This is a genomic window from Micromonospora sp. ABR4_055, assembly GCF_056160425.1.
On the sequence record NZ_JBSWXD010000122.1, the window covers coordinates 1 to 20971 of the forward strand.

General features: G+C 72.2%; 22 protein-coding genes, 1 pseudogene and 1 riboswitch. Of the genes and pseudogenes, 9 read left to right on the forward strand and 14 right to left on the reverse strand.

The window, feature by feature from the left end; genetic code table 11:
• Positions 1-120: 120 nt before the first annotated feature.
• On the reverse strand, positions 121-915 hold the full coding sequence (locus ACXAHD_RS23630; protein WP_281554926.1) for an endonuclease/exonuclease/phosphatase family protein: 795 nt from the start codon (positions 913-915) through the stop codon (positions 121-123).
• On the opposite strand from ACXAHD_RS23630, the gene ACXAHD_RS23635 reads away from it, so the two are divergent.
• The 4 genes from ACXAHD_RS23635 (at position 908) to ACXAHD_RS23650 (ending at position 5651) form a co-directional block, all read left to right on the forward strand.
• Positions 908-1048, forward strand: coding sequence for a hypothetical protein (locus ACXAHD_RS23635; protein WP_281554927.1), 141 nt, complete (start codon positions 908-910; stop codon positions 1046-1048). The genes ACXAHD_RS23630 and ACXAHD_RS23635 overlap by 8 nt on opposite strands.
• Before the next feature lie 63 nt (positions 1049-1111).
• Positions 1112-2731, forward strand: coding sequence for an IucA/IucC family protein (locus ACXAHD_RS23640; protein ID WP_475053230.1), 1620 nt, complete (start codon positions 1112-1114; stop codon positions 2729-2731).
• Between the two features lie 83 nt (positions 2732-2814).
• A complete protein-coding gene (locus ACXAHD_RS23645; protein WP_475053234.1) occupies positions 2815-4473 on the forward strand; it encodes an IucA/IucC family protein in 1659 nt (552 codons plus the stop codon).
• Entirely contained in the window at positions 4470-5651 is a 1182-nt protein-coding gene (locus tag ACXAHD_RS23650) for an alanine racemase (protein WP_475053236.1), read from the forward strand. Before ACXAHD_RS23645 ends, ACXAHD_RS23650 begins: the two co-directional genes overlap by 4 nt.
• A gap of 48 nt (positions 5652-5699) precedes the next feature.
• Here the strand turns inward: ACXAHD_RS23650 and ACXAHD_RS23655 are convergent, their stop codons facing one another.
• A complete protein-coding gene (locus ACXAHD_RS23655; RefSeq protein WP_475053238.1) occupies positions 5700-6215 on the reverse strand; it encodes a peptide deformylase in 516 nt (171 codons plus the stop codon).
• Positions 6216-6490: 275 nt separating this feature from the next.
• On the opposite strand from ACXAHD_RS23655, the gene ACXAHD_RS23660 reads away from it, so the two are divergent.
• Positions 6491-6691 (forward strand): DUF5999 family protein, encoded by a 201-nt coding sequence (locus ACXAHD_RS23660; RefSeq protein WP_278174506.1) that lies wholly within the window; start codon positions 6491-6493, stop codon positions 6689-6691.
• Between the two features lie 48 nt (positions 6692-6739).
• Here the strand turns inward: ACXAHD_RS23660 and gcvP are convergent, their stop codons facing one another.
• From gcvP to ACXAHD_RS23715, 11 genes are all read right to left on the reverse strand, one after another.
• Complete coding sequence (gene gcvP, locus ACXAHD_RS23665) at positions 6740-9568, reverse strand: aminomethyl-transferring glycine dehydrogenase (protein WP_289212865.1); 2829 nt, start codon at positions 9566-9568, stop codon at positions 6740-6742.
• Positions 9569-9636: 68 nt separating this feature from the next.
• Positions 9637-9734, reverse strand: a riboswitch (glycine riboswitch).
• A 103-nt stretch (positions 9735-9837) separates the two neighbouring features.
• Positions 9838-10407 carry a MerR family transcriptional regulator gene (locus ACXAHD_RS23670; protein ID WP_281554933.1) on the reverse strand — a complete coding sequence of 190 codons (570 nt, stop codon included), beginning with the start codon at positions 10405-10407 and terminating at the stop codon, positions 9838-9840.
• Between the two features lie 158 nt (positions 10408-10565).
• Positions 10566-11030 carry a bifunctional nuclease family protein gene (locus ACXAHD_RS23675; RefSeq protein ID WP_123604662.1) on the reverse strand — a complete coding sequence of 155 codons (465 nt, stop codon included), beginning with the start codon at positions 11028-11030 and terminating at the stop codon, positions 10566-10568.
• Positions 11031-11122: 92 nt separating this feature from the next.
• A complete protein-coding gene (ftsR, locus tag ACXAHD_RS23680; RefSeq protein WP_281555587.1) occupies positions 11123-11824 on the reverse strand; it encodes a transcriptional regulator FtsR in 702 nt (233 codons plus the stop codon).
• Between the two features lie 123 nt (positions 11825-11947).
• Complete coding sequence (gene odhI / locus ACXAHD_RS23685; protein WP_123601610.1) at positions 11948-12400, reverse strand: oxoglutarate dehydrogenase inhibitor Odhl; 453 nt, start codon at positions 12398-12400, stop codon at positions 11948-11950.
• A 218-nt stretch (positions 12401-12618) separates the two neighbouring features.
• Entirely contained in the window at positions 12619-12999 is a 381-nt protein-coding gene (gene gcvH, locus ACXAHD_RS23690) for a glycine cleavage system protein GcvH (protein WP_281554934.1), read from the reverse strand.
• A gap of 69 nt (positions 13000-13068) precedes the next feature.
• On the reverse strand, positions 13069-13950 hold the full coding sequence (locus ACXAHD_RS23695; protein WP_475053248.1) for a DUF881 domain-containing protein: 882 nt from the start codon (positions 13948-13950) through the stop codon (positions 13069-13071).
• A gap of 10 nt (positions 13951-13960) precedes the next feature.
• Positions 13961-14293 carry a small basic family protein gene (locus tag ACXAHD_RS23700; RefSeq protein ID WP_123601612.1) on the reverse strand — a complete coding sequence of 111 codons (333 nt, stop codon included), beginning with the start codon at positions 14291-14293 and terminating at the stop codon, positions 13961-13963.
• The gene (locus ACXAHD_RS23705; RefSeq protein WP_281554936.1) at positions 14290-15216 is read right to left on the reverse strand and encodes a DUF881 domain-containing protein; all 927 of its coding nucleotides are present in this window, start codon (positions 15214-15216) and stop codon (positions 14290-14292) included. The genes ACXAHD_RS23700 and ACXAHD_RS23705 overlap by 4 nt, the downstream gene beginning before the upstream one ends.
• Positions 15213-15845 carry a cardiolipin synthase ClsA gene (clsA, locus tag ACXAHD_RS23710; RefSeq protein WP_281554937.1) on the reverse strand — a complete coding sequence of 211 codons (633 nt, stop codon included), beginning with the start codon at positions 15843-15845 and terminating at the stop codon, positions 15213-15215. Before clsA ends, ACXAHD_RS23705 begins: the two co-directional genes overlap by 4 nt.
• A gap of 118 nt (positions 15846-15963) precedes the next feature.
• Entirely contained in the window at positions 15964-16341 is a 378-nt protein-coding gene (locus ACXAHD_RS23715; protein ID WP_281567346.1) for a hypothetical protein, read from the reverse strand.
• Positions 16342-16469: 128 nt separating this feature from the next.
• Here ACXAHD_RS23715 and ACXAHD_RS23720 point away from each other — a divergent pair, with 128 nt between their 5' ends.
• The 4 genes from ACXAHD_RS23720 to ACXAHD_RS23735 all read left to right on the forward strand — a co-directional run bounded on the left by ACXAHD_RS23720 (position 16470) and on the right by ACXAHD_RS23735 (position 20697).
• Positions 16470-17030: a hypothetical protein gene (locus ACXAHD_RS23720; protein ID WP_475053253.1), complete on the forward strand. Its 561-nt coding sequence runs from the start codon at positions 16470-16472 to the stop codon at positions 17028-17030.
• 224 nt (positions 17031-17254) lie between these two features.
• A complete protein-coding gene (locus ACXAHD_RS23725; RefSeq protein ID WP_289212866.1) occupies positions 17255-18463 on the forward strand; it encodes a cytochrome P450 in 1209 nt (402 codons plus the stop codon).
• 105 nt (positions 18464-18568) lie between these two features.
• Positions 18569-18796: a ferredoxin gene (locus ACXAHD_RS23730; RefSeq protein ID WP_281554941.1), complete on the forward strand. Its 228-nt coding sequence runs from the start codon at positions 18569-18571 to the stop codon at positions 18794-18796.
• Between the two features lie 203 nt (positions 18797-18999).
• On the forward strand, positions 19000-20697 hold the full coding sequence (locus ACXAHD_RS23735) for a copper resistance CopC/CopD family protein (RefSeq protein ID WP_281554942.1): 1698 nt from the start codon (positions 19000-19002) through the stop codon (positions 20695-20697).
• Positions 20698-20748: 51 nt separating this feature from the next.
• Here ACXAHD_RS23735 and ACXAHD_RS23740 read toward each other — a convergent pair.
• A pseudogene (locus ACXAHD_RS23740) lies at positions 20749-20971 on the reverse strand (hypothetical protein); the annotation flags it as partial.

A 20971-nucleotide genomic window follows, 5' to 3' on the forward strand; every position in this document is an offset into this window, starting at 1 on the left:
AAAGGAGGCAAACAAGGGGGAGGGGGTGTGGAGGGGGGGGGGGGGAGAAAAAGCCGGCCCGGGCTGGGTTTGTTTGGGGTTTGCCACCCCCCCCCCCCCCCCTTCCCTCCCCCCCCCCGGCTACCGGGTGCCGGTCGAGACGGTGACGGTCAGTGGGCGGTGGTCGGAGACGGCGACGTCCGGGGCGGCGACGGCGGTCACGGCGGTCAGCGCGGGCGGCGCGTCACGCGGGTCGAGCAGGATGTGGTCGAGTTGGATGCGGGGTCGGGCGGCCGGGTAGGTGGGCAGCCGGCCCAGCGGCCGCCAGCCGGTGGCCGCTGCGGCCACCCCGGCCGGCATGTTGAGGTCGCCGAGGAGCAGCCGCGGTGGCGGCATGGCCCGCAGGGCGCGGGTGACGATCCGTAGCTGGCGCAGGTTCCAGCCGGGGACGAACGACAGGTGGGTGGCGGCGACGGTGACCGGGCCGTGTGGGGTGTCGAGGACGGCGGCGAGCAGCACCCGTGGTTCGTCGCGTAGGAGCAGCAGCCGGGGGCCGGGTCCGCCGACGGCGACCGGTGCGGGTACGGGGGCGGGGGCGAGCCGGACGGTCCGCCAGTGCCGGGCCGGGTACCGGCTGATCAGACTCACCCCGTAGCGGGGTTCGTCGTGTCCGTCGTGGTCGTGACGGGGCACCCGGTAGGTGGTGCCGGGGGTGCCGACGAGGGCGGCGGCGAACCGGTGGGTGCCGGCGGTGAGCGCGGCGGCGGCCAGCGCGGTCAGGTCGAGGTGCCCGCTGCGGGGTTGGGCGTGGTCGACTTCCTGCAGGGCGCAGATGTCGGCGTCGAGGTCGGCGATGGTGGCGGTGATCCGGTCGGGGTCGATGCGCCCGTCGTGGGGTGAGCGCCCGTGCAGCAGGTTGTAGGTGGCCATGCGCACACGGGCACCTTACGGGGTGCGGGTGGTGTGGCAGGGTGGCGGGATGGTGGTGAAGGCGTTGTGCTGTAGCGCGCTGGTGTTCCTGGTGGTGGGCTGGTGCGGGGTGTGGCTGCGGCGGCGTCGGGGACGGTGAGGCGTGCCGGTGGTGTGTCGGTTGCCTGGTGGGTGGCGCAGGTCGAGGTCCGTGGGAGGTGCGGTGTCGTCGGTGGAGTGTCCGGACGTGGCGGCGACGGTGGCGACGGTGCGGCGGTGCCGGCCGGAGCTGGTGGACGCGGTGGCAGCGGCGGTGCCGGGGGCGCGGGCGGCGGTGCTGGCGCGGTTGTGGGGTGCGTTGGGGCGTGAACCGGTGCCGGAGGTGACGGACCGTCGGGTGGTTGACGGCCGCCTGGTGCTGGGGTTGGTTGACGGGCGGCGGGTGGTGGGGCCGGTGGCGGCGGCGGAGTTGTTCGCGGCGGCGGGCCCGGGGCTGCGGGTGTCGGTGGAGGACCCGGCGGGTGGCCGGGCGGTGGCGGATCCGGCGGAGTTGTTGTCGGTGCTGGGGTTGCCCGGTTGTGGGGCGGTCGCCGGTGAGCTGGCGAACAGTGTGGCGAATCTGGCGTTGGCGCGGGGTGCGCGGGCGGTGGCGGGTGGCGGTGGGGGTCTGGTCCGGTCGGCGCTCGGGTGGGAGCAGGTGGTGGTGGACGGGCATCCGGTGCATCCGGGGTGCCGGACCCGGGTGGGGATGTCGACGGAGGAGGTGCTGGCGTACGCGCCGGAGCATCGGCCGGTGGTGGAGTTGGAGTTGGTGGCGGTGCCGGGTGACCGGTGGGTGAGTTCGGGTGCGGGGTTGCCGCCGTTGCTGCCGGTGCATCCGTGGCAGCGGGATCATGTGCTGGGCGGGTTCGGGTGGTTGCGGCGTACCGGCCGGGTGGTGCGGGTGCGGCCGTTGTTGTCGTTGCGGACGGTGGCGTCGGGCGGGGGTTGGCAGTGGAAGACGGCGGTGGATGTGCAGATGACCAGTGCGGTGCGGACGGTGTCGGAGGCGGCGGTGCGCAATGGTCCGGTGGTGACGGCGTTGGTGGCGCGGTTGGCGCGGCGGGTGCCGGGGTTGTGGGTGTTGCCGGAGGTGGCTGCCGGGGCGGTGGTGGTCGACGGGGGGTTGTGCCGGTCGTTGGCTGTGGTGCGTCGGCGGGTGCCGCGGGTGGGACCGGGGGTGCAGGTGATGCCGGTGGCGGCGTTGGCGGCGCCGGTGGGGGTGCCGGGTGGTCCGTCGGTGGTGGCGGGGCTGGTGCGGGCGGGGTACGGCGGTGATCCGGTGGCGTTCGTGTCGCGGTTGGCGCGGGTGGTGCTGGGGCCGGTGGTGGAGTTGCTGGGTCGGGGGGTGGGGCTGGAGGCGCACGGGCAGAACGTCCTGCTGGTGTGGCGCGGTGGGCGGCTGGTGCGGGTGTGGTACCGGGACGTGGGTGGGGTGCGGTTGGATGTGCGGCGGCTGGCTGGGGCGGGTGTGGCGGTGCCGGTGGTGCACGGCGATGTGGTGGCCGAGGATCCGGCGGAGGTGGCGGTGACGGCGGTGGCGGCGGTGGGGACGGCGTTGGGTGAGCCGGTGGCGGTGCTGGCCCGGGAGTTCGGGGTGGAGCCGCAGGTGTTGTGGCGGGCGGTGGCGGTGGTGGCGCGGGATGTGGTGGCGGGGTTGCCGGCGGCGGTGCGGGGGTTGGTGGCGGCGGCGGTGCTGGGTGGTCGGTGGCCGGTGAAGGCGACGTTGTCGATGCGGTTGGCGTCGGATCCGTTGACGCCGCGGTGGGCGTGGGTGACGAGTCCGTTGGCGGGTGCGTGGTGAGCGGGGCCGGGTCGGCGGTGGGGGTGCCGTCCGGGGGCCGGTCGTGTGGTTGCGGGTTGGGTGTGGTCGGGGTGGATGCGGCGGTGGCGTCGACGGTGGCCGGGTTGGGGCGGGTGGCGCCGAACCTGGTGGTGGGGTTCCGGGAGGCGGTGCCGTGGGCGGCGGGGGTGGTCGGTGGGCGGTTGGTGGATGCGTTGTGCCGGGAGGATGTGGGTGGGGTGCGCCGGGTGTGGCGGGGCGCGGGTCGGTGGCACGGGTTCGACCGCTTCGTGGCCGATGCGGGGTCGGTGCCGGATCCGGTGGCGGTGTTGCCGGTGTCGGTGCTGACGCGGCGGCGGGGGTGGGCGTTGGCGGTGGAGTTGACCGACGCGGTGGTGAATCTGGCGGTGGCGGCGGCGCGGCCTGGTCCGGCGTGGGGTCCGGATGATCCGGACGGGTGGGGGGTGTGGGCTGAGCGGCTGGCGGTGGCGGGGCACAACCTGCATCCGTGTGGGCGGACCCGGTTGGGGTGGTCGGTGGCGGATGTGGTGGCGCACGATGTGGAGTCGCCGGCGACGGGGGTCGGGTTCGTGGCGGTGCGCCGGGATCTGCATGTGGGTGAGGATGTGACGGCGGAGTTGGCGCGCTGGTATCCGCAGGTGCCGGTGGCGCCGCCGGGCTGGATGGTGCAGCCGGTGCATGTGTGGCAGCGGTCGGTGGTGTCGTCGCGGTACGCGGATCTGCTGGACCGGGGGGTGGTGCGGTTGTTGCCGGGGGTGCTGCCGGCGGTGCCGACGGCGGCGGTGCGTACGGTGCTGCTGCCAGCGGGGCGCGACGGTGCGCGGCGGTATCTGAAGGTGTCGGTGGACATTCAGGTGACGTCGACGCGGCGGACGATCTCGGTGGCGAGTGTGCGTAACGGTCCGGCGTTGTCGACGGTGTTGGCGTCGTTGGTGGCGGCCGATGAGGTGGCGGCGCGGCGGCTGGTGCTGTTGCCGGAGGTGGCGGGTGCGGCGGTGCGGGTGGGGTCGGGGCGGGACATGTCGGTGATCGTGCGGGACGGGTTGGCGGGGCGGTTGGTGCCGGGTGAGGTGGCGGTGCCGGGGGTGGCGTTGGTGACGGCGGCGCAGTTGGGGCGGCGGGTGGCGGATTTCGGTGGGGTGCGGGGGTTGGTGGGGGCGGCGGCCGGGTTGGGGTTCCTGGGGGCGTACGCGCGGGTGGTGTTGCCGCCGTTGCTGCGGTTGGCGAGCCGGTTCGGGGTGGCGTTGGAGGCGCATCTGCAGAACTGTCTGCCGACGTTCCGTGGCGGGGTGCCGTTCCGGTTGGTGGTGCGGGACTTCGCGGGTCTGCGGTTGTTGCTGCCCCGGTTGGCGCAGGCGGGGGTCGAGGTGGGGTTGGCGGCGGGTTCGGTGGTGGGTACCAACGACGCGGCGGTGATGCGGGCGAAGTTGGGGTACACGGCGTTGCAGGCGCATCTGGGTGAGGTGGTGCTGGGGTTGGTGTCCGGGTGGGGGGTCGACGAGGCGGCGGCGTGGCGGGTGGTGCGGGAGGTGGTGGATGAGGTGTATGACGGGCTGCGGTCGGCTGGTGGGGTCGCCGCGGGGTGGGCGGCCGATGATCATCGGGCGTGGACGGCGCCGATGGTGGCGCACAAGGCGTTGGTGCGGATGCGGTTGACCGGTGCCGGGGACGTGTACGTGCCGGTGCGTAACCCGTTGGGTGACGCCGGGTTCGACGACGGTCCGCCGGTGGGGGCGCGGTGACGGGTGTGGTGGTGCCGCCGCGGGTGGCGGCGGTGGTGGCGGAGTTGGCGGCCGGTGACGAGCCGGTGTGTGCCTATGTGTACGACCGGGCGGTGCTGCGGGCGGTGGCGGCGCGGGTGCGGGCGGCGTTGCCGGCGGGGTCGGTGCTGTTGTACGCGATGAAGGCGAACGGGCATCCGGCGGTGGTGGCGGAGTTGGCGGCGGCGGTGGACGGGGTGGAGGTGGCGTCGGGTGGCGAGTTGGCGGCGGCGGTGGCGGCGGGTGCCGGTCAGCTGGTGTTCGGTGGGCCGGCGAAGACGGACGGGCAGTTGGCGGCGGCGGTGGCGGCGGGTGCGGTGGTGAACGTGGAGAGTGTGTTGGAGTTGCGGCGGCTGGATCTGGTGGCGCGGGCGGCGGGGGTGTCGGCGGTGGCGGCGCTGCGGGTGAACCGGCCGGGTGGCGGGTTGGTGGGCAGTCACCGGATGGCGGGCGCGGCGACGCAGTTCGGGGTGGATGAGGCGGAGTTGGGTGCGGTGGTGGAGGTGGCGGCGGGGTTGCCGGGGGTGCGGCTGGTGGGGTTCAGTTTGCACGCGGTGTCGAACAACGTGGACGCGGTGGCGCATGCGGGGTTCGTGGTGGATGCGGTGGGCTGGGCGGTGGCGGCGGCGCGGCGGTTGGGGGTGGGGTTGGAGTACGTGAACGTGGGCGGCGGGTTCGGGGTGGACTACCGGGGTGGGCGGCGGTTCGACGTGGCGGCGCTGCGGGCCGGGTTGGCGGGGTTGGCGGTGCCGTCGGGGGTGCGGCTGGTGTTCGAGCCGGGTCGGCTGCTGGTGGCGGACGCCGGCTGGTATGTGACGCAGGTGGTGGATCTGAAACGGACGCAGGGCCGGTGGTTCGCGGTGGTGCGGGGCGGTACGCACCATTTCCGGTTGCCGGCGGCGTGGGGGTACGACCATCCGTTCGGGGTGGTGCCGGTGGACCGGTGGCCGTACCCGTTCGCCCGGCCGCAGGTGGCGCAGGTGGCGGTGGATGTGGCCGGTGAGTTGTGTACGCCGCGCGATGTGCTGTGCCGGGGGCAGGTGGTGGGGCGGCTGCGGGTGGGCGACGTGGTGGTGTTCGGCCGGGCCGGCGCGTACGGGTGGGACATTTCGCATCATGATTTCCTGCGGCATCCGTACCCGCGGATGGTGGTGGTGTGACGGTGCCGGCCGCCCACGGTCGAGCCGGCGCCGGGGTCGGGCCGGGGGTCAGCGGCGGGCCCAGTGGGCGGCGCGGATCTCACGCAGCGCCCGGCGGCGGGTGTCGCCGCGCAAAGTGTCGACGTAGAGGCGGCCGTCGAGGTGGTCGGTTTCGTGTTGCAGGGCGCGGGCGAGGAATCCGCTGCCGGTGACGGTGACGGGTTGGCCGTGCTGGTCGACGCCGTGGACGGTGGCGTGGCGGGCGCGGGTGGTCGGGAAGTGCAGGCCGGGGATGGACAGGCAGCCTTCGTCGTCGGTGTCGGTGTCGTCGGGTGACAGGGCGCCGGCGGGTGGTTCGAGCCGGGGGTTGACGACGTGGCCGCGGTGGCCGTCGGCGTCGTAGACGAACACGCGGGCGCTGACGCCGATCTGCGGGGCGGCGACGCCGGCGCGACCGGGGGCGCCGAGCAGGGTGTCCATCAGGTCGGTGACCAGTGCGCGCAGGGTGTCGTCGAAGTCGGTGACCGGTTCGGCGGGGGTGCGCAGCACGGCGTCGCCGATGATCCGGATCGGGCGCATGGTCATGGCGGTCAGGCTACCCGGGGCGTGGCGCGGGTGGCGGGCGGCGGGCCGGGTGTGCGGATGGTGGAGTTCGTCGGAGCCGGCGGCGGGTGGCGGCCGGGGCCTAGGATGTGTGGGAGCGTTTCCACGCCGACCGGTCGGACATGCATCGGCCGAAGGGAGGATTCTTGGTCCCGCAGGCCGTCACCTGCCCGGAACGGTGTCGTTCGGCTTGGTAACGTTCATCACTGGTCATGTGAACCATGACACAGCACCCCCCACAGTTCCCGGAGATCCCGATGTGCCAGCACCAACCGATCTGTCCCTCGGCTGACGCCGTCGACCGGGAAGCGGCCCGCGTCGTCGCCTGCTTCCGCGAACAGGGCTGGAGCCTGCTCTGCAACGGTGTCATCGTTTTCGAGGACACCGGCGAGCTGCTTCCCGACGGCAGCAGCATCGCCCCGCACCGCGGCCCCGCCCGGCACGCCCTCGCCGCCTGACCGGCCGGGGCCACCGCAGGCTCACCGTCGAGCCGACCCGACCCGTACTCAGCCGGCGGCGAACGCCTCCGGCGGAGGACACGCGCACACCAGATTCCGGTCACCGTAGGCGCTGTCGACCCGCCGCACCGGCGGCCAGTACTTCCCGGCCCGCTGCCCCGGCCCCGCCGGGTACGCCGCCACCGACCGCGGGTACGGCAGCACCCACTCGTCGGCGGTGACCAGCGCCGCCGAGTGCGGTGCCTGCCGCAACGGGCTGTCCGCCACCGGCCACCGGCCCGCCGCGACGTCGTCGATCTCCGACCGGATCGCGATCATCGCGTCGCAGAACCGGTCCAGCTCGGCCAGGTCCTCACTCTCGGTCGGCTCCACCATCAGCGTGCCGGACACCGGGAACGACATCGTCGGCGCGTGGAACCCGTAGTCGATCAACCGTTTCGCCACGTCCTCGACGGTCACCCCGGTTGCCCGGGTCAACGCCCGCAGGTCCAGCACACACTCGTGCGCCACCAGGCCCTTGTTGCCGGCGTACAGGACCGGGAAATGCGGCCGCAGCCGCGCCGCCACATAGTTGGCCGCCAGCACCGCCGCCCCGGTGGCCCGCACCAGCCCGTCGGCACCCATCAGCCGCAGATACGCCCACGGGATCGGCAGAATCCCGGCCGAACCGTACCGGGCGCCCGACACCACCGGCCGGTCGGCATCGTCGCCGCCGACCGGATCACCCGGCAGGAACGGCGCCAGATGCGCCCGCACCGCGACCGGCCCCACCCCCGGCCCGCCGCCGCCGTGCGGAATGCAGAACGTCTTGTGCAGGTTCAGGTGCGACACGTCCGCCCCGAACCGGCCCGGCCGGGCGAACCCCAGCAACGCGTTCAGGTTCGCCCCGTCGACGTACACCTGCCCGCCGGCGTCGTGCACCCGGGCACACAACTCGGCGATGCCGTCCTCGTACACGCCGTGCGTCGACGGATACGTCACCATCATCGCCGCCAGGTCGTCCCGGTGTACGGCGATCAGCCGCGCCGCGTCGTCGACATCGACGTTGCCGTCGGCGTCGCAGCCGACCACCACCACCCGCATGCCCGCCATCACCGCGCTCGCCGCGTTCGTGCCGTGCGCCGACGACGGAATCAGGCACACGACCCGGCGCGCCTGCCCCCGCGACCGGTGGAAGCCGCGGATCGCCAACAGCCCGGCCAGCTCCCCCTGCGACCCGGCGTTGGGCTGCACACTGACCGCGTCGTAGCCGGTCACCTCCGCCAGCCAACGCTCCAACTCGCCGATCAACCGCCGGTACCCGGCCGTCTGCCCGGCCGGCGCCAGCGGGTGCACGTCGGCGAACCCCGGCCAACTGACCGGCTCCATCTGCACCGCCGCGTTCAACTTCATCGTGCACGACCCCAACGGGATCATCCCCCGGTCCAGGGCGTAGTCGAGGTCCGCGAGCCGCCGCAGATACCGCAGCATCGCCGTCTCGCTGCGGTACGCGTGGAACACCTCATGGGTGAGGAACTCACCGGTGCGCCGCCACTCGGCCGGAAGCAGCGCCGGCGTCTCCCCCGCGTACCCGGCCACCCCGAACGCCGCCCACACCACCGCCAGATGCTCCTCGGTGGTGGTCTCGTCACACGCCACCGCCACCGTGTCGGCGTCCACCAGCCGCAGGTTCACCCCCCGGTCCGCCGCCCGCGCCACCACCGCAGCGGCCCCACCCGGCACCGCCGCGGTCACCGTGTCGAACAACGGCCCGTCCGCCACCGTGACCCCGCCGTCGGCCAGACCGGCCCGCAACCGGGCCGCCATCGCATGGGTACGCTGCGCGATCGCCGTCAACCCCTGCGGGCCGTGGTACACCGCGTACATGGCGGCCATGACCGCCAGCAGCACCTGCGCCGTGCAGATGTTGCTGGTCGCCCGCTCCCGGCGGATGTGCTGTTCCCGGGTCTGCAACGCCAGCCGGTACGCCCGGTCACCGGCCACGTCCCGGGACACCCCGACCAGCCGTCCCGGCAGCATCCGTTCCAGACCGGAACGCACCGCCAGGTAGCCGGCGTGCGGACCGCCGAAGCCCATCGGCACCCCGAACCGTTGCGTGGTGCCGACCGCCACGTCCGCACCGTACGCCCCCGGCGGGCGCAGCAGCGTCAACGCCAACAGGTCCGCCGCCACCGTCACCAGCGCCCCGGCGGCGTGCGCCGCCGCCACCACCGGGGCGTCGTCACGCAGCCGCCCCGACACGCCCGGGAACTGCAGGTGCAGCCCGAAGAACTCGTCCGGCAGGCCGGCCTGCACGTCACACACCCGGACCTGCACGCCCAGCGGCTCCGCCCGGGTCCGCAGCACCGCCACCGTCTGCGGCAACGTGTCGGCGTCCACCACGTACACGTCGCTACGTGCCTTCGACGCCCGCCGCGCCAACGTCATCGCCTCCGCCGCAGCGGTCGCCTCATCGAGCATCGACGCGTTCGCCGTGGCCAGCCCGGTCAGATCCGACACCATCGTCTGGAACGTCAGCAGCGCCTGCAACCGGCCCTGGCTGATCTCCGGCTGGTACGGGGTGTAGGCGGTGTACCAGGCGGGATTCTCCAGCACGTTGCGGCGAATCACCGCCGGCGTGTGGGTGCCGTGGTAGCCGGCGCCGATCATCGACACCGCCGCCGTGTTCGCGTCGGCCAGCCGCCGCAACGCGGCCGTCACCTCCGGCTCGCTGGCCGGTTCCGGCAGGTCCAGCCGGCCCCGCCAGCGGATCACCTCGGGAATGGCGGCGTCCATCAGGTCAGCGATGCTGGCGTACCCGACGACATCCAGCATCCGCTGCTGGGCGACCGGATCGATGCCGACGTGGCGGTCGACGAACAAGGACGAGGCACTCACCAGGCGGCTCCCGGGACGAGGTCGGCAGGCAACCTCCCCCTCTGTCGGCGCCGCCGCCTCCAGAGTCGCCAACCCGCGTGGTCCTTCTGCCTGAGAGGTTCCGGGGAGGATTTGCCCCTTCGGCGCCGCCCACCGGGTAGCGGACGGTCTCTCCCACACGGGATGTACGGCGGTCTCCACGCTACCGGCAGCACCCGCCCTACGGGGCGGGGCGGTGACGTCGATCACGAAGCCCGCCCCGACCGCTGCCGCTGCACCGCCGCGCGGGTTCAGCCGGCGCGTCGCCGCGCCCGCCGCGCCGCCAACTCGTCGCCCCCGGCCACCGGAGCCACCACCTCCGGCTCGGAAGTTACCGCCGGCTCCGCCGGAAGCTGCGACAACGACCCCTGAATCTCCTTGAACGCCCCGCCGATCGCGATGCCGAACACACCCTGGCCGCCCTGCAACAGGTCGACGACCTCCTCAGGGGAACGGCACTCGTACACCGTCGTCCCGTCCGATATCAGGGTGATCCCCGCCAGGTCCCCGACCCCGCGCGACCGCAACGTCTCGATCGCCTTGCGGATGTTCTGCAGCGACACACCGGCGTCCAGCAGCCGCTTGACCACCTTCAACACCACCAGATCGCGGAACGAGTACAGCCGCTGCGAACCCGAACCTGACGCGTCACGCACGCTCGGCACCACCAGCGTCGTCCGCGCCCAATAGTCCAACTGCCGGTAACTGATCCCCACCGCGTGGCAGGCGGTCACTCCGCGATAGCCGACGGCGTCGGCGTCCGAACCGGCCCCGTCCACATCATCAGACGACCCCGGCTCCGGCTCTCGCTGTGCGGGCATACGGAAACCTCCCCGTCAGTGCGGCCCACACCAGGACGGAACATGAGCCGATCGACAGGACCAGCGTAACGCCGGCAGAGGGCCGTACCAGGCAACCCGGGCCGCGACACGCCGCGTGCGGGCGACCACGCCACGGGCATGACACCCGCTGGCGGCGGTCAGCCCGCGAAATCCTCCGGACGCACCTGATCCAGGAACTCCCGGAACTTCTCGACCTCGTCCTCCTGCTCATCCGGAATCAGGATGCCCGCCTCGGACAGCACCTGCTCAGCACAACGAATCGGAGCACCGACCCGCAACGCCAACGCGATCGAATCGCTCGGCCGCGCCGAAACCCGCACACTGTCACCGATGACCAGGTCCGCGTAGAAGACGTTGTCCTTCAACTCGGTGATCTCCACCGCCTGCAGCGGTGCCCGCACTGCGGCCAACACGTCCCGCAACAGATCATGCGTCAACGGCCGCGCCGGCTTCACGCCCTGCTGCTCGTACGCGATCGCCGTGGCCTCCACCGCACCGATCCAGATCGGCAGGTAGCGGTCCCCGTCCACCTCACGCAGCAGCACGATCGGCTGGTTGGTGGGCAACTCCACCCGCACCCCGACCACGCTCAGCTCACGCACCGCCGCCTCCGTGTCGTCGTCACCAAACCCGCTCCGGCCCTCCCTGCACGGTACACGGACCACAGCGCCACCGTCCGGTCCCGCCAGTCACCTCACCGGCCGAGCGCCTCCCGCAGACCCGCCCGCACCAGCGCCGCGTGAAGCTGCTGCGACAACCCGATCAGCTCCCGCGCCGTCTCCGCCGCCCGAGCCCGGGCAGCCGGATCACTCTGCCGCGCCAACGGCGCCACCAGCTGGGCGAACAAACCCGACTCGCGGTCCGCAGCCGCCCGCACCGCCCGCAGATGGCGCACCTCGAGGCCATGCCTCAGCAGCCCCGCCACCGCCGTGGCGATCACCAGCGCATCCGCGTCGTACCAGCCAGGCGCCACCGCGACCACCAGCCCCAGCCGCTCCACCTCAGCCAACGTCGCCGACTCGAGACCACTTCGGGACAGCAGGTCCGTACGGCTCAGCCGGGACTGCGCCGGCTGAGCCTGCGCCGGCACCGGCGACCGGCCCGGCACCTCACCGGACGGACCGACCGCCACCAACGTCGGACGCGACCGGCCCGCCGCCGACTCGGCGTCCCGCGCCGCCAACTGCTCACGGATCACCCGCAGCGGAAGATACTGGTCCCGCTGCGCCGTCAGGACGAAACGCAACCGGTCCAGATCGTCCCAGCTGTACTTGCGGTAACCCGACGGCGTCCGCTGCGGCTCCACCAGGCCCTCGGCCTCCAGGAACCGCAACTTCGAAATCGTCGTGTCCGGAAACTCCGGGCGAAGCTGGGCCAGCACCTCGCCGATACTCATCAACGACGAACCGGCCACGTCCTCCCGGGCCGCCGCCTGCTCACTCACCACGACACCCCCGGCTCACCGACCGGCGTCAGCCACACACCGCGCACGAAGCCACCTCCGTCCGCGCCCCGGACCTCAACCGCGGCCGGCCTCCTCGTCCGGCCGCGGACCGGCGATGAAGACCAGCCGGAACTTCCCGATCTGGACCTCGTCACCGTTGCTCAGGGTCGCCGCCTCCACCCGCTCACGATTGACATAGGTGCCGTTCAGGCTACCCACATCGCGCACCGTGAAGGTACCGCCGTCCCGGTGGAACTCCGCATGCCGCCGCGACACCGTCACGTCGTCCAGGAAAATGTCACTGTCCGGATGCCGGCCGCTCGTCGTCACATCGTGGTCCAGCAGGAACCGGGCCCCCGCGTTCGGGCCCCGCCGCACCACCAGCAACGCCATCCCCGGCGGCAACGAACCCGACATCCGGCTCGGCACCACGTCGGCGTCCGGCCCCTCCAGCACTTCGTCGAGCGAACCGAGGTTCAACGTCGACGTGACGTCGAGCGGGGGGAACTCGTCGTCTGGGCGAGTCATGGACCACCTCACGGATCTGTTCGGTCGGCGTCGGGTGTGTCGGGTCGGCCACCAGACCTTGAACGATCGCAAGGCGCAAGCTCCCCCGTGCCAGGACGGCAATCTCCGCAACGCTCAACTGTTGTTGGCTTCTCGGTCGACTGGGCGAGCCTAGCCAGCGCCGAAAACAAGGGTCAACAAGACTCGCGGGCACACGATACCTCGCCGCCCCCGCCGGGTCAGCGCTCGGTGAGCTCCCGGTACGCCGCGGCGTCGAGCAACCCGCTCACCGCCTGCGGATCAGCCGGTGCCAACTGCACCAGCCAACCGGCACCGTACGGGTCGGCATTGACCGTCTCCGGTGCGTCCACCAGCGTCTCGTTACGGGCCACCACCGTGCCGGTCAACGGCGCGTAGATCTCCGACACGCTCTTCGTCGACTCGATCTCACCGCACGGCTCACCCGCCGTCACCTCGGCACCGACCGCAGGCAACTCGACGAACACGATGTCACCCAACGCCTCCTGCGCGAAATGGGTCACACCCACCCGCACAGGACCAGCGGCGTCGCCCGCCACCCACTCATGCTCCGCGGTATACCGCAGATCCTCTGGAATCACGGCCGGTCCTTCGGTCTGTGCACCACTCACCACCACTGACGCCCCACCCGCCGACAACATCCCGTCCGATCAGGAGACCGGGCGGGCGTACCGCAGCTGGCTCGGATCGCTCAAGGCCGACACCTCGACCACGTCGCGCTCCTCGACGATCACCGTACCGCCGTCACCGGACACCGAAGCCACCACCCCACCCGGAATGTTCAACGCCGTCCGCATCGTCGACGGCTCCCCGATCACCAGCACCTCGTACGGGCCGGTCAACCGCACAGCGTCCACCTCCACGCCGCCGTCGACGTCCAGCAGGTAGCTGCTCGCCACGATCCGCACCGACCGACCGTCCCCGCCGCTGATCTGCATCACCTCGGCGCCCGCACCCCGCAGCTCCTGCACCGCGTCCAGCAGATCCGACGCCCGGATCGGCTCCCGACCGGCGACGAACCGCACCCGCAGGCCCGGCCCCTGCGCCGGCAGACTGCCACCCAGCACCCCCAGCTCGTCCGCCCGACGCGACGCCTCCTCCAACGCCGCCGCCCGGCCCTCGGCACCCGAGGTCAACTGCCGCTGACTCGCCTCCAGCTCCGCGATGTCCTGCCGCAGCCGCTCCTCCCGGGCCTCCAGATCCGACAGGATCCGCACCAGATCCTCCTGGCGGGCCGCCGCCAACGTCGGGTCCGTCGACGTGCTGCGGACCTGAACGGCGAGGGTGAACCCGAGCAGCACCAGCAGACCCACGATCATCAGCCCGGCCGTGGACACCCGCCGGGAACCCCGACCCGCGCCGGCACCCGCCGGCCCGTCACCGCCGACCGCGGCGTCGGGACCGTCCACCGGCGGTACCCCGGCGGCGTCCGCCCGTTCCTCGGACCCTGCCGGCACCCGCCCACCCGCACCCGGCGACCGCGCCGGACCCTCAACCGGCCAGCCCGTACCGGTACTCCTACGTTCCACCATCAGCCACGCCTCACGCCCGGAACAGATGACGTCGAATCGCCGCCACGTTGCCGAAGATCCGCACCCCGAGCACCACCACGACGCCGGTGGACAACTGCCCGCCCACCCCCAACTGATCGCCCAGATACACGATCAGACCCGCCACCAGAACGTTCGAGATGAATGAGATCACGAACTGCTTGTCGTCGAAGATCCCGTCCAACTTCGCCCGGACCCCGCCGAACACCGCGTCCAACGCCGCCACCACCGCGATCGGCAGGTACGGCTGCAGCACCGCCGGCACCACCGGGTCGAAATAGATCCCCAGCAGCATTCCGGCGAGCAGCGCCAACACGGCGATCATCGAGGGCCTCCTCCCGAGGCGGTCACGGACGGGTCGGCGCCTCCCGTCCCGGACGGGCTGGACGACGCCGACGCCGACGGTGCACGGGCGTACCGCAGCTGCGGCTCGCTCGCCGCCGGCAACATCAGATCATCAGCCGAACGGACCCCGAACGACAACCCGTGATCGGCCGAGACCGCCCGTAGCACCGCGGCCGCCTGGCTGGTCCGAAACGCCTCGACCATCGACGGCGGGCCGATCGCCGTCACCTCGTACGGGCCGGTCACCGGCCGGAAATCGACCAGGATGGCGCTGCCCGCCGCCCGGATCGTCGAGGTCGCGGTCAGCCGTCTCCCGTTGACCGCGACCGCCTCGGCGCCGACGCTCCACAGGGCGTTGGCCACGTCCTGAAGATCCCGGTCCAACACCCGACCCAACTCACTGACCGACCCCTCACCGGTCACCGGATCCACCACCTCCGGCGCATCCGCCAACTCGACGACCACCCCGTCCCCGGTGACCCGGGCCAGCCCGGCGGCGGCTTCCAGGTCGCGCAGGTCCGCCGCCCGGGCCCCGTCCAGCACCGTGTCGCGCTCCCGGGCCACCTCGTCCCGCAATGTGTCCACGCGGTTCTGCAGCTCGTCGGTCTCCGTCTGGCGCTGGGTAACCTGCTCCACCAGGCCGGCCCGTGCCTGCGACCTGCTTGGCTCCTCCGCCACCGTCTTCTGGTAGGCGAGCACCACCAGGAAGCCGACCGCGGCCATCGACACGGCCATCGCCGCCCGTGCCGTCACCCGACGCCAACCCTGCGGTGGTCCTACCACCGAACGGCGGGCCGCCGCGTCCGTGTAGCCGGGATCCAGCGGTGCCCGGAACAGTTCGGTCAGAAAGTCCGGCGCGTACCCACGGTGCGGGCCGGAACCGCTGCGGTCCGCCTCGCTCATGCCCGCTCCGTTTCTGCTCCGGCGGCCCGGACCAACGCCATGGTCTGCCGTACGTACAACAGGCCGGCGATCCAGTACAGCGCCAGACCCCACCAGGCCAGACCCCACCCGACCGCGGCCACCACCGTCGCCGTCGGGGTGAATCCCAGCACTGCGGACAGCAACAGAATAGGAAACGCCGCCAAAAGTACGAAAGTCGCAGTCTTTCCTACATAGTGCACCTGTGGTGGTCCGTAGCCAAATCGGCGTAACACGACGAGGCAGCCGGCCAGCAGCACCTCACGACTGAGCAACGCCACCGTGAACTGCCACGGCATCACCTCGCGGGCCGTGAACGCCAGCAACGTGGCCAGGATGTACAGCCGGTCGGCGAGTGGGTCCAGTAGTTCGCCGAGCCGGGACACCTGACGGATCCGGCGCGCGACGAACCCGTCCACCCAGTCACTGGTCCCGCCGACGGCCAGCACCAGCAACGCCGCGACGTCCGCACGGTGCACCAGAAACAGGTACAGAAACAGTGGTACACCTAGCAAACGGACAAGACTGATCAGATTAGGAATGGTGAAGACCTGACTCGCCACATCGGTCCGCGTCGACGCGGACTGTGCGGACGGACGCGACACCGACACTTCCTCTCCCCCGCCCCGACCGGCCTGTCCCACCGGACCGGAAACGAGCGGCGGCGAACGAGCCCGACGGTCCCCCAAGGGGCACTGTCACCTGGCGAGCGCCACTATAACGCGCCCCTCACCCACCACCTTCCGACTCACCGTGGCCGTCGCCGCCGACGGCCACCCGCCGGCGCATGAACGACTGCCAGTAACCGACCATCCGCTCCACCCCGTCCACCCCGGCCACCAGTTCAGCCAGCCACCGGGCCTGCTCCGGGCTCCACAGACCGTCGCTGACGATCCAACCCTGTCCACCCAGTTCGTTGAGCACCTCCAGCCGTCGACCGGTCAGCACCCGACACCGGTGCCCCGCGCCGTCAGCGACCACGGTGACCGTCGGCCCGGCAGCCGGCCGCTTACCCCCTTCGGCAGGTGCCACCGTCTGCACGAAGTACAGGTACCCGTACTCCCACCGTTCGTCGAGCGGCGACCCGACGCCCGCCGTCGGTGCCACCGTCTGCCGCTCCTCGGCCACCCGGCGCGGCTACCCGCACGGGTTGCCGGCAAACTCCGCCCCCCCCGGTTCCGACATCCCCGCTACCTGCGACCCCTTGCCATCGGACGGCGGTCGATCATGCTTGGATGGTGGGCATGCCGGCCCACCTTGAACCAGACGCCCGGCGTGACCGGTCCGCGGCCGACGCCTCACCCGGCGACATTTCCCGCCGTCGTACCCAGCGGACCCGGTGGTATCCGGTCGACCAGCTCAGCCCGCTCGCCCGAGCGCTGCTCAGCGACGACCTCGGCGGCCGCGACGTGGTGCCACAGCACGTCGCCGACCGGGTCAACGCGGAGGCTGACCAGTGGGCCAGCCACGGATTCACCGAGCAGACCGTACGTCCCTGGCGGGACCTGCCCCCGGCGGCCGCCGGGCACCTCGCCGGTCGGCAGGTCAACCCGAGAGTGCTCGATCTGCCCGTCGCCGTCGTCGCCGGAACCCCGCCCGTGCCGCTCCGGATCGCGATCGTCACCGGTCGGCTGCCCGCCGAACGGGCCTACGAACTGCTGGTACTCACCGGTGAACACCAGCCGGCGGAGTCCGGGGCGGGCAACCCACCGACCCCCGAGCCTTCCCGGACCCGGCCGGTGACCCCGGTGCTGTTCTCCCACGCCCAGCCCGACGATGCCGCCGGCCGGAGCTGACCCCAGAGGTACTGCCGAGCCTCCGATTCGATGGAGTTTGGTTCTCCGTGCGCTATGTTGACACACCTCGTAGAGCAGGCTAGGACGCTAGGTTGAGGGAACCGAAGACGCCACCGGGCTGCGATCAATCGAGAGACCTCTCTAGTATCAGAGCGTCACGTGCCGGTCACGCAGGCTGGGCGTCACTGCCGGTACGCGACCGTCCCCCCGTCAGGAGGTGAACCATGCCCGAACTCCGTGCCGCCGAACCCCGCAGCTACCCCTTCACCGCGCCTGACCGTCTCAACCTCGACGACACCTACCGGCAACTGCAGCAGGACCGGACGCTGGTACGGGTCCAGTTGCCGTTTGGGGAACCGGCCTGGCTGGCCACCCGGCACGCCGACGTCCGGTTCGTCCTCGGCGACGCCCGGTTCTCCCGCGCCGCCAGCGTCGGCCGTGACGAACCACGGATCACCCCCCGACAGATCGAGGGCGGAATCCTGTCGATGGATCCGCCGGAACACACCCGGCTCCGACGCCTGGTCGCCAAGGCGTTCACCGGCCGGCGGGTCGAACAGCTCCGACCACAGACCCGGCAGTTCGCCGACGAACTGCTGACCGGCATGATCGGCGACGGGCCGCCAGCCGACCTCGTCGAACGGTTCGCCACCCCGCTGCCGGTCCGGGTCATCTGCGAACTGCTCGGCGTCCCCTACGCCGACCGGGAACACTTCCACACTTGGAGCGAAGCGGTCGTGTCCACCACCTCGCTCTCCCCCGAGCAGGTAGCGGGGTATCTCGAGAACCTGCACGGCTACATCGCCGGACTGGTGGAACAGCGCCGCCGGCACCCGACCGACGACCTGCTCGGCGCCATGGTCCACGCCCGGGACACCGACGCGAGCCGGCTCACCGAGACCGAACTCGTGCAGCTCGCCGCCGGACTGCTGGCCGCCGGCCACGAGACCACCGTGACCCAGATCCCCAACTTCGTCTACGTCCTGCTCACCCAGCCGGACCAGTTCGCCGCCCTGCGCGCCGACCCGGCCCTGGTGCCGGGCGCCGTCGAGGAACTGACCCGGTACGTTCCGCTCGGCGCCGCCTCCTCGTTCGCCCGGTACGCCACCGTCGACGTCGAGGTCGGCGGAGTACTCGTCCGGGCCGGTGAACCGGTCATCGGATCGTTGTCGGCGGCCAACCGCGACCCCGAGGTCTTCACCGACCCGGACCGGCTGGACCTGACCCGGACCGTCAACCCGCACGTCGGCTTCGGCCACGGCGTACACCATTGTCTCGGCGCCCAACTGGCCAGGATGGAGCTGCAGGTGGCGGTGGAGGCGGTGGTGCGGCGGCTGCCGCAGCTACGGCTGGCCGTACCCGAGGATCAGCTGGTGTGGAAGACCGGCCTGCTGGTCCGCGGGTTGAACGCGATGCCGGTGACCTGGGGTTGATCCTCCTCCGCCGGGCCCGACGCGCGGCCCGGACCATGCCGGCCATCGGACGTGAACCGTTCCAGTCCCCCACGGCCGGTGCCGTGGGTAACCCCGGAGGTGGCGATGAACCAGCGGTCCTGGCAGGTCAGCGTCGACGAGCAACGGTGCGTCGGGTCCGGCATCTGCGCCGGTACCGCGCCGGGGCACTTCAGCCTGGTCGACGGGGTGTCCCAGGGGCCCGCGTCCGACATCGATCCGGCCGAAACAGTCATCGACGCTGCTGAATCATGCCCGGTCGAGGCAATTCTGGTCCGCGACGCCGACGGCACCCCGCTGGCACCGCTGCCCTGACCCGGCGGGTCGGGGCCGACCGACGGCCATCCGGATCTGACCGGAGGCGGACCGGACCACCACCGACGGTCGACTTGCTCACGGCCGCCCCGGTCGACCACGATTCCTCCCGGCACGCATGCGTCCGGTCCCGGCGCTCGGCCCACGAGACGACCGACTCACCTGCGGTCGGTACCTCCCTGACCCGCCCGGAGTCGATCGCGATGAACCGTTGCCCCGTCCGCACCGAACTACCAGGGGTGAAACAACGACGAGCCGCCCGGTGGGCCCGGCACGCCGCAGCCGGTGCCGCGGCACTGCTCCTCGGCGGCATGCTGGTAATGGTCGCCCCCGCCGGCCCGGCGGCCGCACACGCGGTGCTGGTGACGGCGGAGCCCGCCCCCGGATCGGTGCTGGGCAACTCGCCCCGGGAAGTGGTGCTGACCTTCAGCGAACCGGTGCGCCCGGTCACCGGGCGCCTGCAGGTACTGGCGCCGGACGGGAAACGGATCGACGACGGAACACCACGAACCGACGGGACCACCGTCACCCTCCCGGTCCGGGTCGCCGACCGCCCGCTCGGCACCTACCTGGTCAGCTACCGGGTGATCTCGGCGGACAGCCACCCGGTGGGCAGCGGCTACACGTACTCGGTAGGAGCGCCGTCCGCGACGGTGCCCGAGCCGCGCGACGGCGGGCAGCGGCTGCCGGTGGCGGTCGCCGTGACCACCGCGAAGTACGTCGGCTACGCCGGGGTGGTACTCGCCGTCGGCCCCGCGCTGCTGCTGGCGCTGCTGTGGCCGCCCCGGCTGGGCCGCCGGCCCGGCAAGGTCATGGTCGGCACCGGGCTCGGGCTGATCGGCCTGGCCACGGTGGCCGGCCTGTACCTGCAGGCGCCGTACTCGACCGGCAGTGGCCTGCTGGAGGTCTCCGCCGGGGACCTGGCCGCCGTCGTCGACAGCGGGTACGGGCTTGCGCTGCTCGGCCGGCTGGTGGTCCTGGCCGCGGTGGCGGCGCTGGTGTCCCCGGCCCTCGCCGGGGTCGGCGGCACCCGTCGCGGGCTGGCCCTCGTCGGGCTGGGCGTGGCCGGGCTGGTCACCTGGCCGCTGACCGGTCACGCGGTGGCGGCGCCGGTACCGCCGGTCAGTATCGCCGCCGACACCGTGCACATCGCCGCGGTCGGGGTGTGGATCGGCGGGCTGGTGACCCTCGGCGCGGTCCTGCTGCGCCGCACCCACCCCCGTGTCCTGGGCCGGATCCTGCCGGTCTGGTCCCGGTGGGCGACGGTGGCGGTCTGTTGGCTGCTGCTCGCCGGTGCCGTCCAGGCGCTGATGGAGACCGGCGGCCCGACCGCACTGGCCACCACCGGGTACGGGCGGTTGGTGCTGGTGAAGATCGCGCTGGTGGCGGTGCTGCTGTTGACCGCCGGGTACGCGCGACGGCTGGTCGGGCGGTGGCGGGCGTCGCACGTACGGCGACTCACCGGCCTGGTCGGTGTCGAGGTCGCGGTGGCGGTGGCGGCTCTCGGGGCCAGCGCGGTACTGGTGCAGACGACTCCGGCCCGTACCGCCGTCGTCGAGGCTCAGGCCCTCGGGCAGGACACCTTCGCTCAGACGCTGACCAGCTCGCTGTACACCCTCCAGTTCGACATCTACCCGGTGCAGCTCGGCGAACACAACACGGTGCACGCCTACGTGTACACGCCGGAGGGCGCGCCGGTACAGGTGGAGGAGTGGACGATGACCACTTCGCTGCCGGCACAGGACGTCGAGCCGGTAACGACTCTGCTGCTGGGCGTGGACGACAACCACGCGGTCGGCGCGGTCGCGTTTCCCGTGCCGGGCGAGTGGGAGCTGCGCTTCACCATCCGGTTGTCCGACGTCGACCAGGCGACGGTCCGTACCACCGTGCCGGTCCGCTGAACCGGCTGGCGGGCCGGTCTGCGGCAAGGAGACCTGGTCAGGCGACAGCGGTCACTGTTCGGTGAGCCGCCAGTGGGTGGTGCCGCCGGAGCCGACCAGTTCGCCCTCGTCGTCGGCGGGCCCGGCCCCGGTCGGGTCCGCCGGGACGGCGCGGTGGCGGCGGCTGCGCCACCAGACGACGGCCGCGCCGATCGCCGCTCCGCCGGCCAGGCCGGCCAGCAGCAGTCCCTGTCTCTTCTCCACATCTGACGCTGCCGACGCTCTTATCCGGGTG

Excerpts from the sequence above, each read along its gene's own strand:
- ACXAHD_RS23635 (WP_281554927.1), top strand. The coding sequence starts at position 908 with ATGCGCACACGGGCACCTTACGGGGTGCGGGTGGTGTGGCAGGGTGGC.
- ACXAHD_RS23655 (WP_475053238.1), bottom strand. The coding sequence starts at position 6,215 with ATGACCATGCGCCCGATCCGGATCATCGGCGACGCCGTGCTGCGCACC.
- ACXAHD_RS23660 (WP_278174506.1), top strand. The coding sequence starts at position 6,491 with ATGTGCCAGCACCAACCGATCTGTCCCTCGGCTGACGCCGTCGACCGG.
- ACXAHD_RS23670 (WP_281554933.1), bottom strand. The coding sequence starts at position 10,407 with ATGCCCGCACAGCGAGAGCCGGAGCCGGGGTCGTCTGATGATGTGGAC.
- ftsR (WP_281555587.1), bottom strand. The coding sequence starts at position 11,824 with ATGAGTATCGGCGAGGTGCTGGCCCAGCTTCGCCCGGAGTTTCCGGAC.
- odhI (WP_123601610.1), bottom strand. The coding sequence starts at position 12,400 with ATGACTCGCCCAGACGACGAGTTCCCCCCGCTCGACGTCACGTCGACG.
- ACXAHD_RS23695 (WP_475053248.1), bottom strand. The coding sequence starts at position 13,950 with ATGGTGGAACGTAGGAGTACCGGTACGGGCTGGCCGGTTGAGGGTCCG.
- ACXAHD_RS23700 (WP_123601612.1), bottom strand. The coding sequence starts at position 14,293 with ATGATCGCCGTGTTGGCGCTGCTCGCCGGAATGCTGCTGGGGATCTAT.
- ACXAHD_RS23705 (WP_281554936.1), bottom strand. The coding sequence starts at position 15,216 with ATGAGCGAGGCGGACCGCAGCGGTTCCGGCCCGCACCGTGGGTACGCG.
- ACXAHD_RS23720 (WP_475053253.1), top strand. The coding sequence starts at position 16,470 with ATGGTGGGCATGCCGGCCCACCTTGAACCAGACGCCCGGCGTGACCGG.
- ACXAHD_RS23725 (WP_289212866.1), top strand. The coding sequence starts at position 17,255 with ATGCCCGAACTCCGTGCCGCCGAACCCCGCAGCTACCCCTTCACCGCG.
- ACXAHD_RS23730 (WP_281554941.1), top strand. The coding sequence starts at position 18,569 with ATGAACCAGCGGTCCTGGCAGGTCAGCGTCGACGAGCAACGGTGCGTC.
- ACXAHD_RS23735 (WP_281554942.1), top strand. The coding sequence starts at position 19,000 with ATGAACCGTTGCCCCGTCCGCACCGAACTACCAGGGGTGAAACAACGA.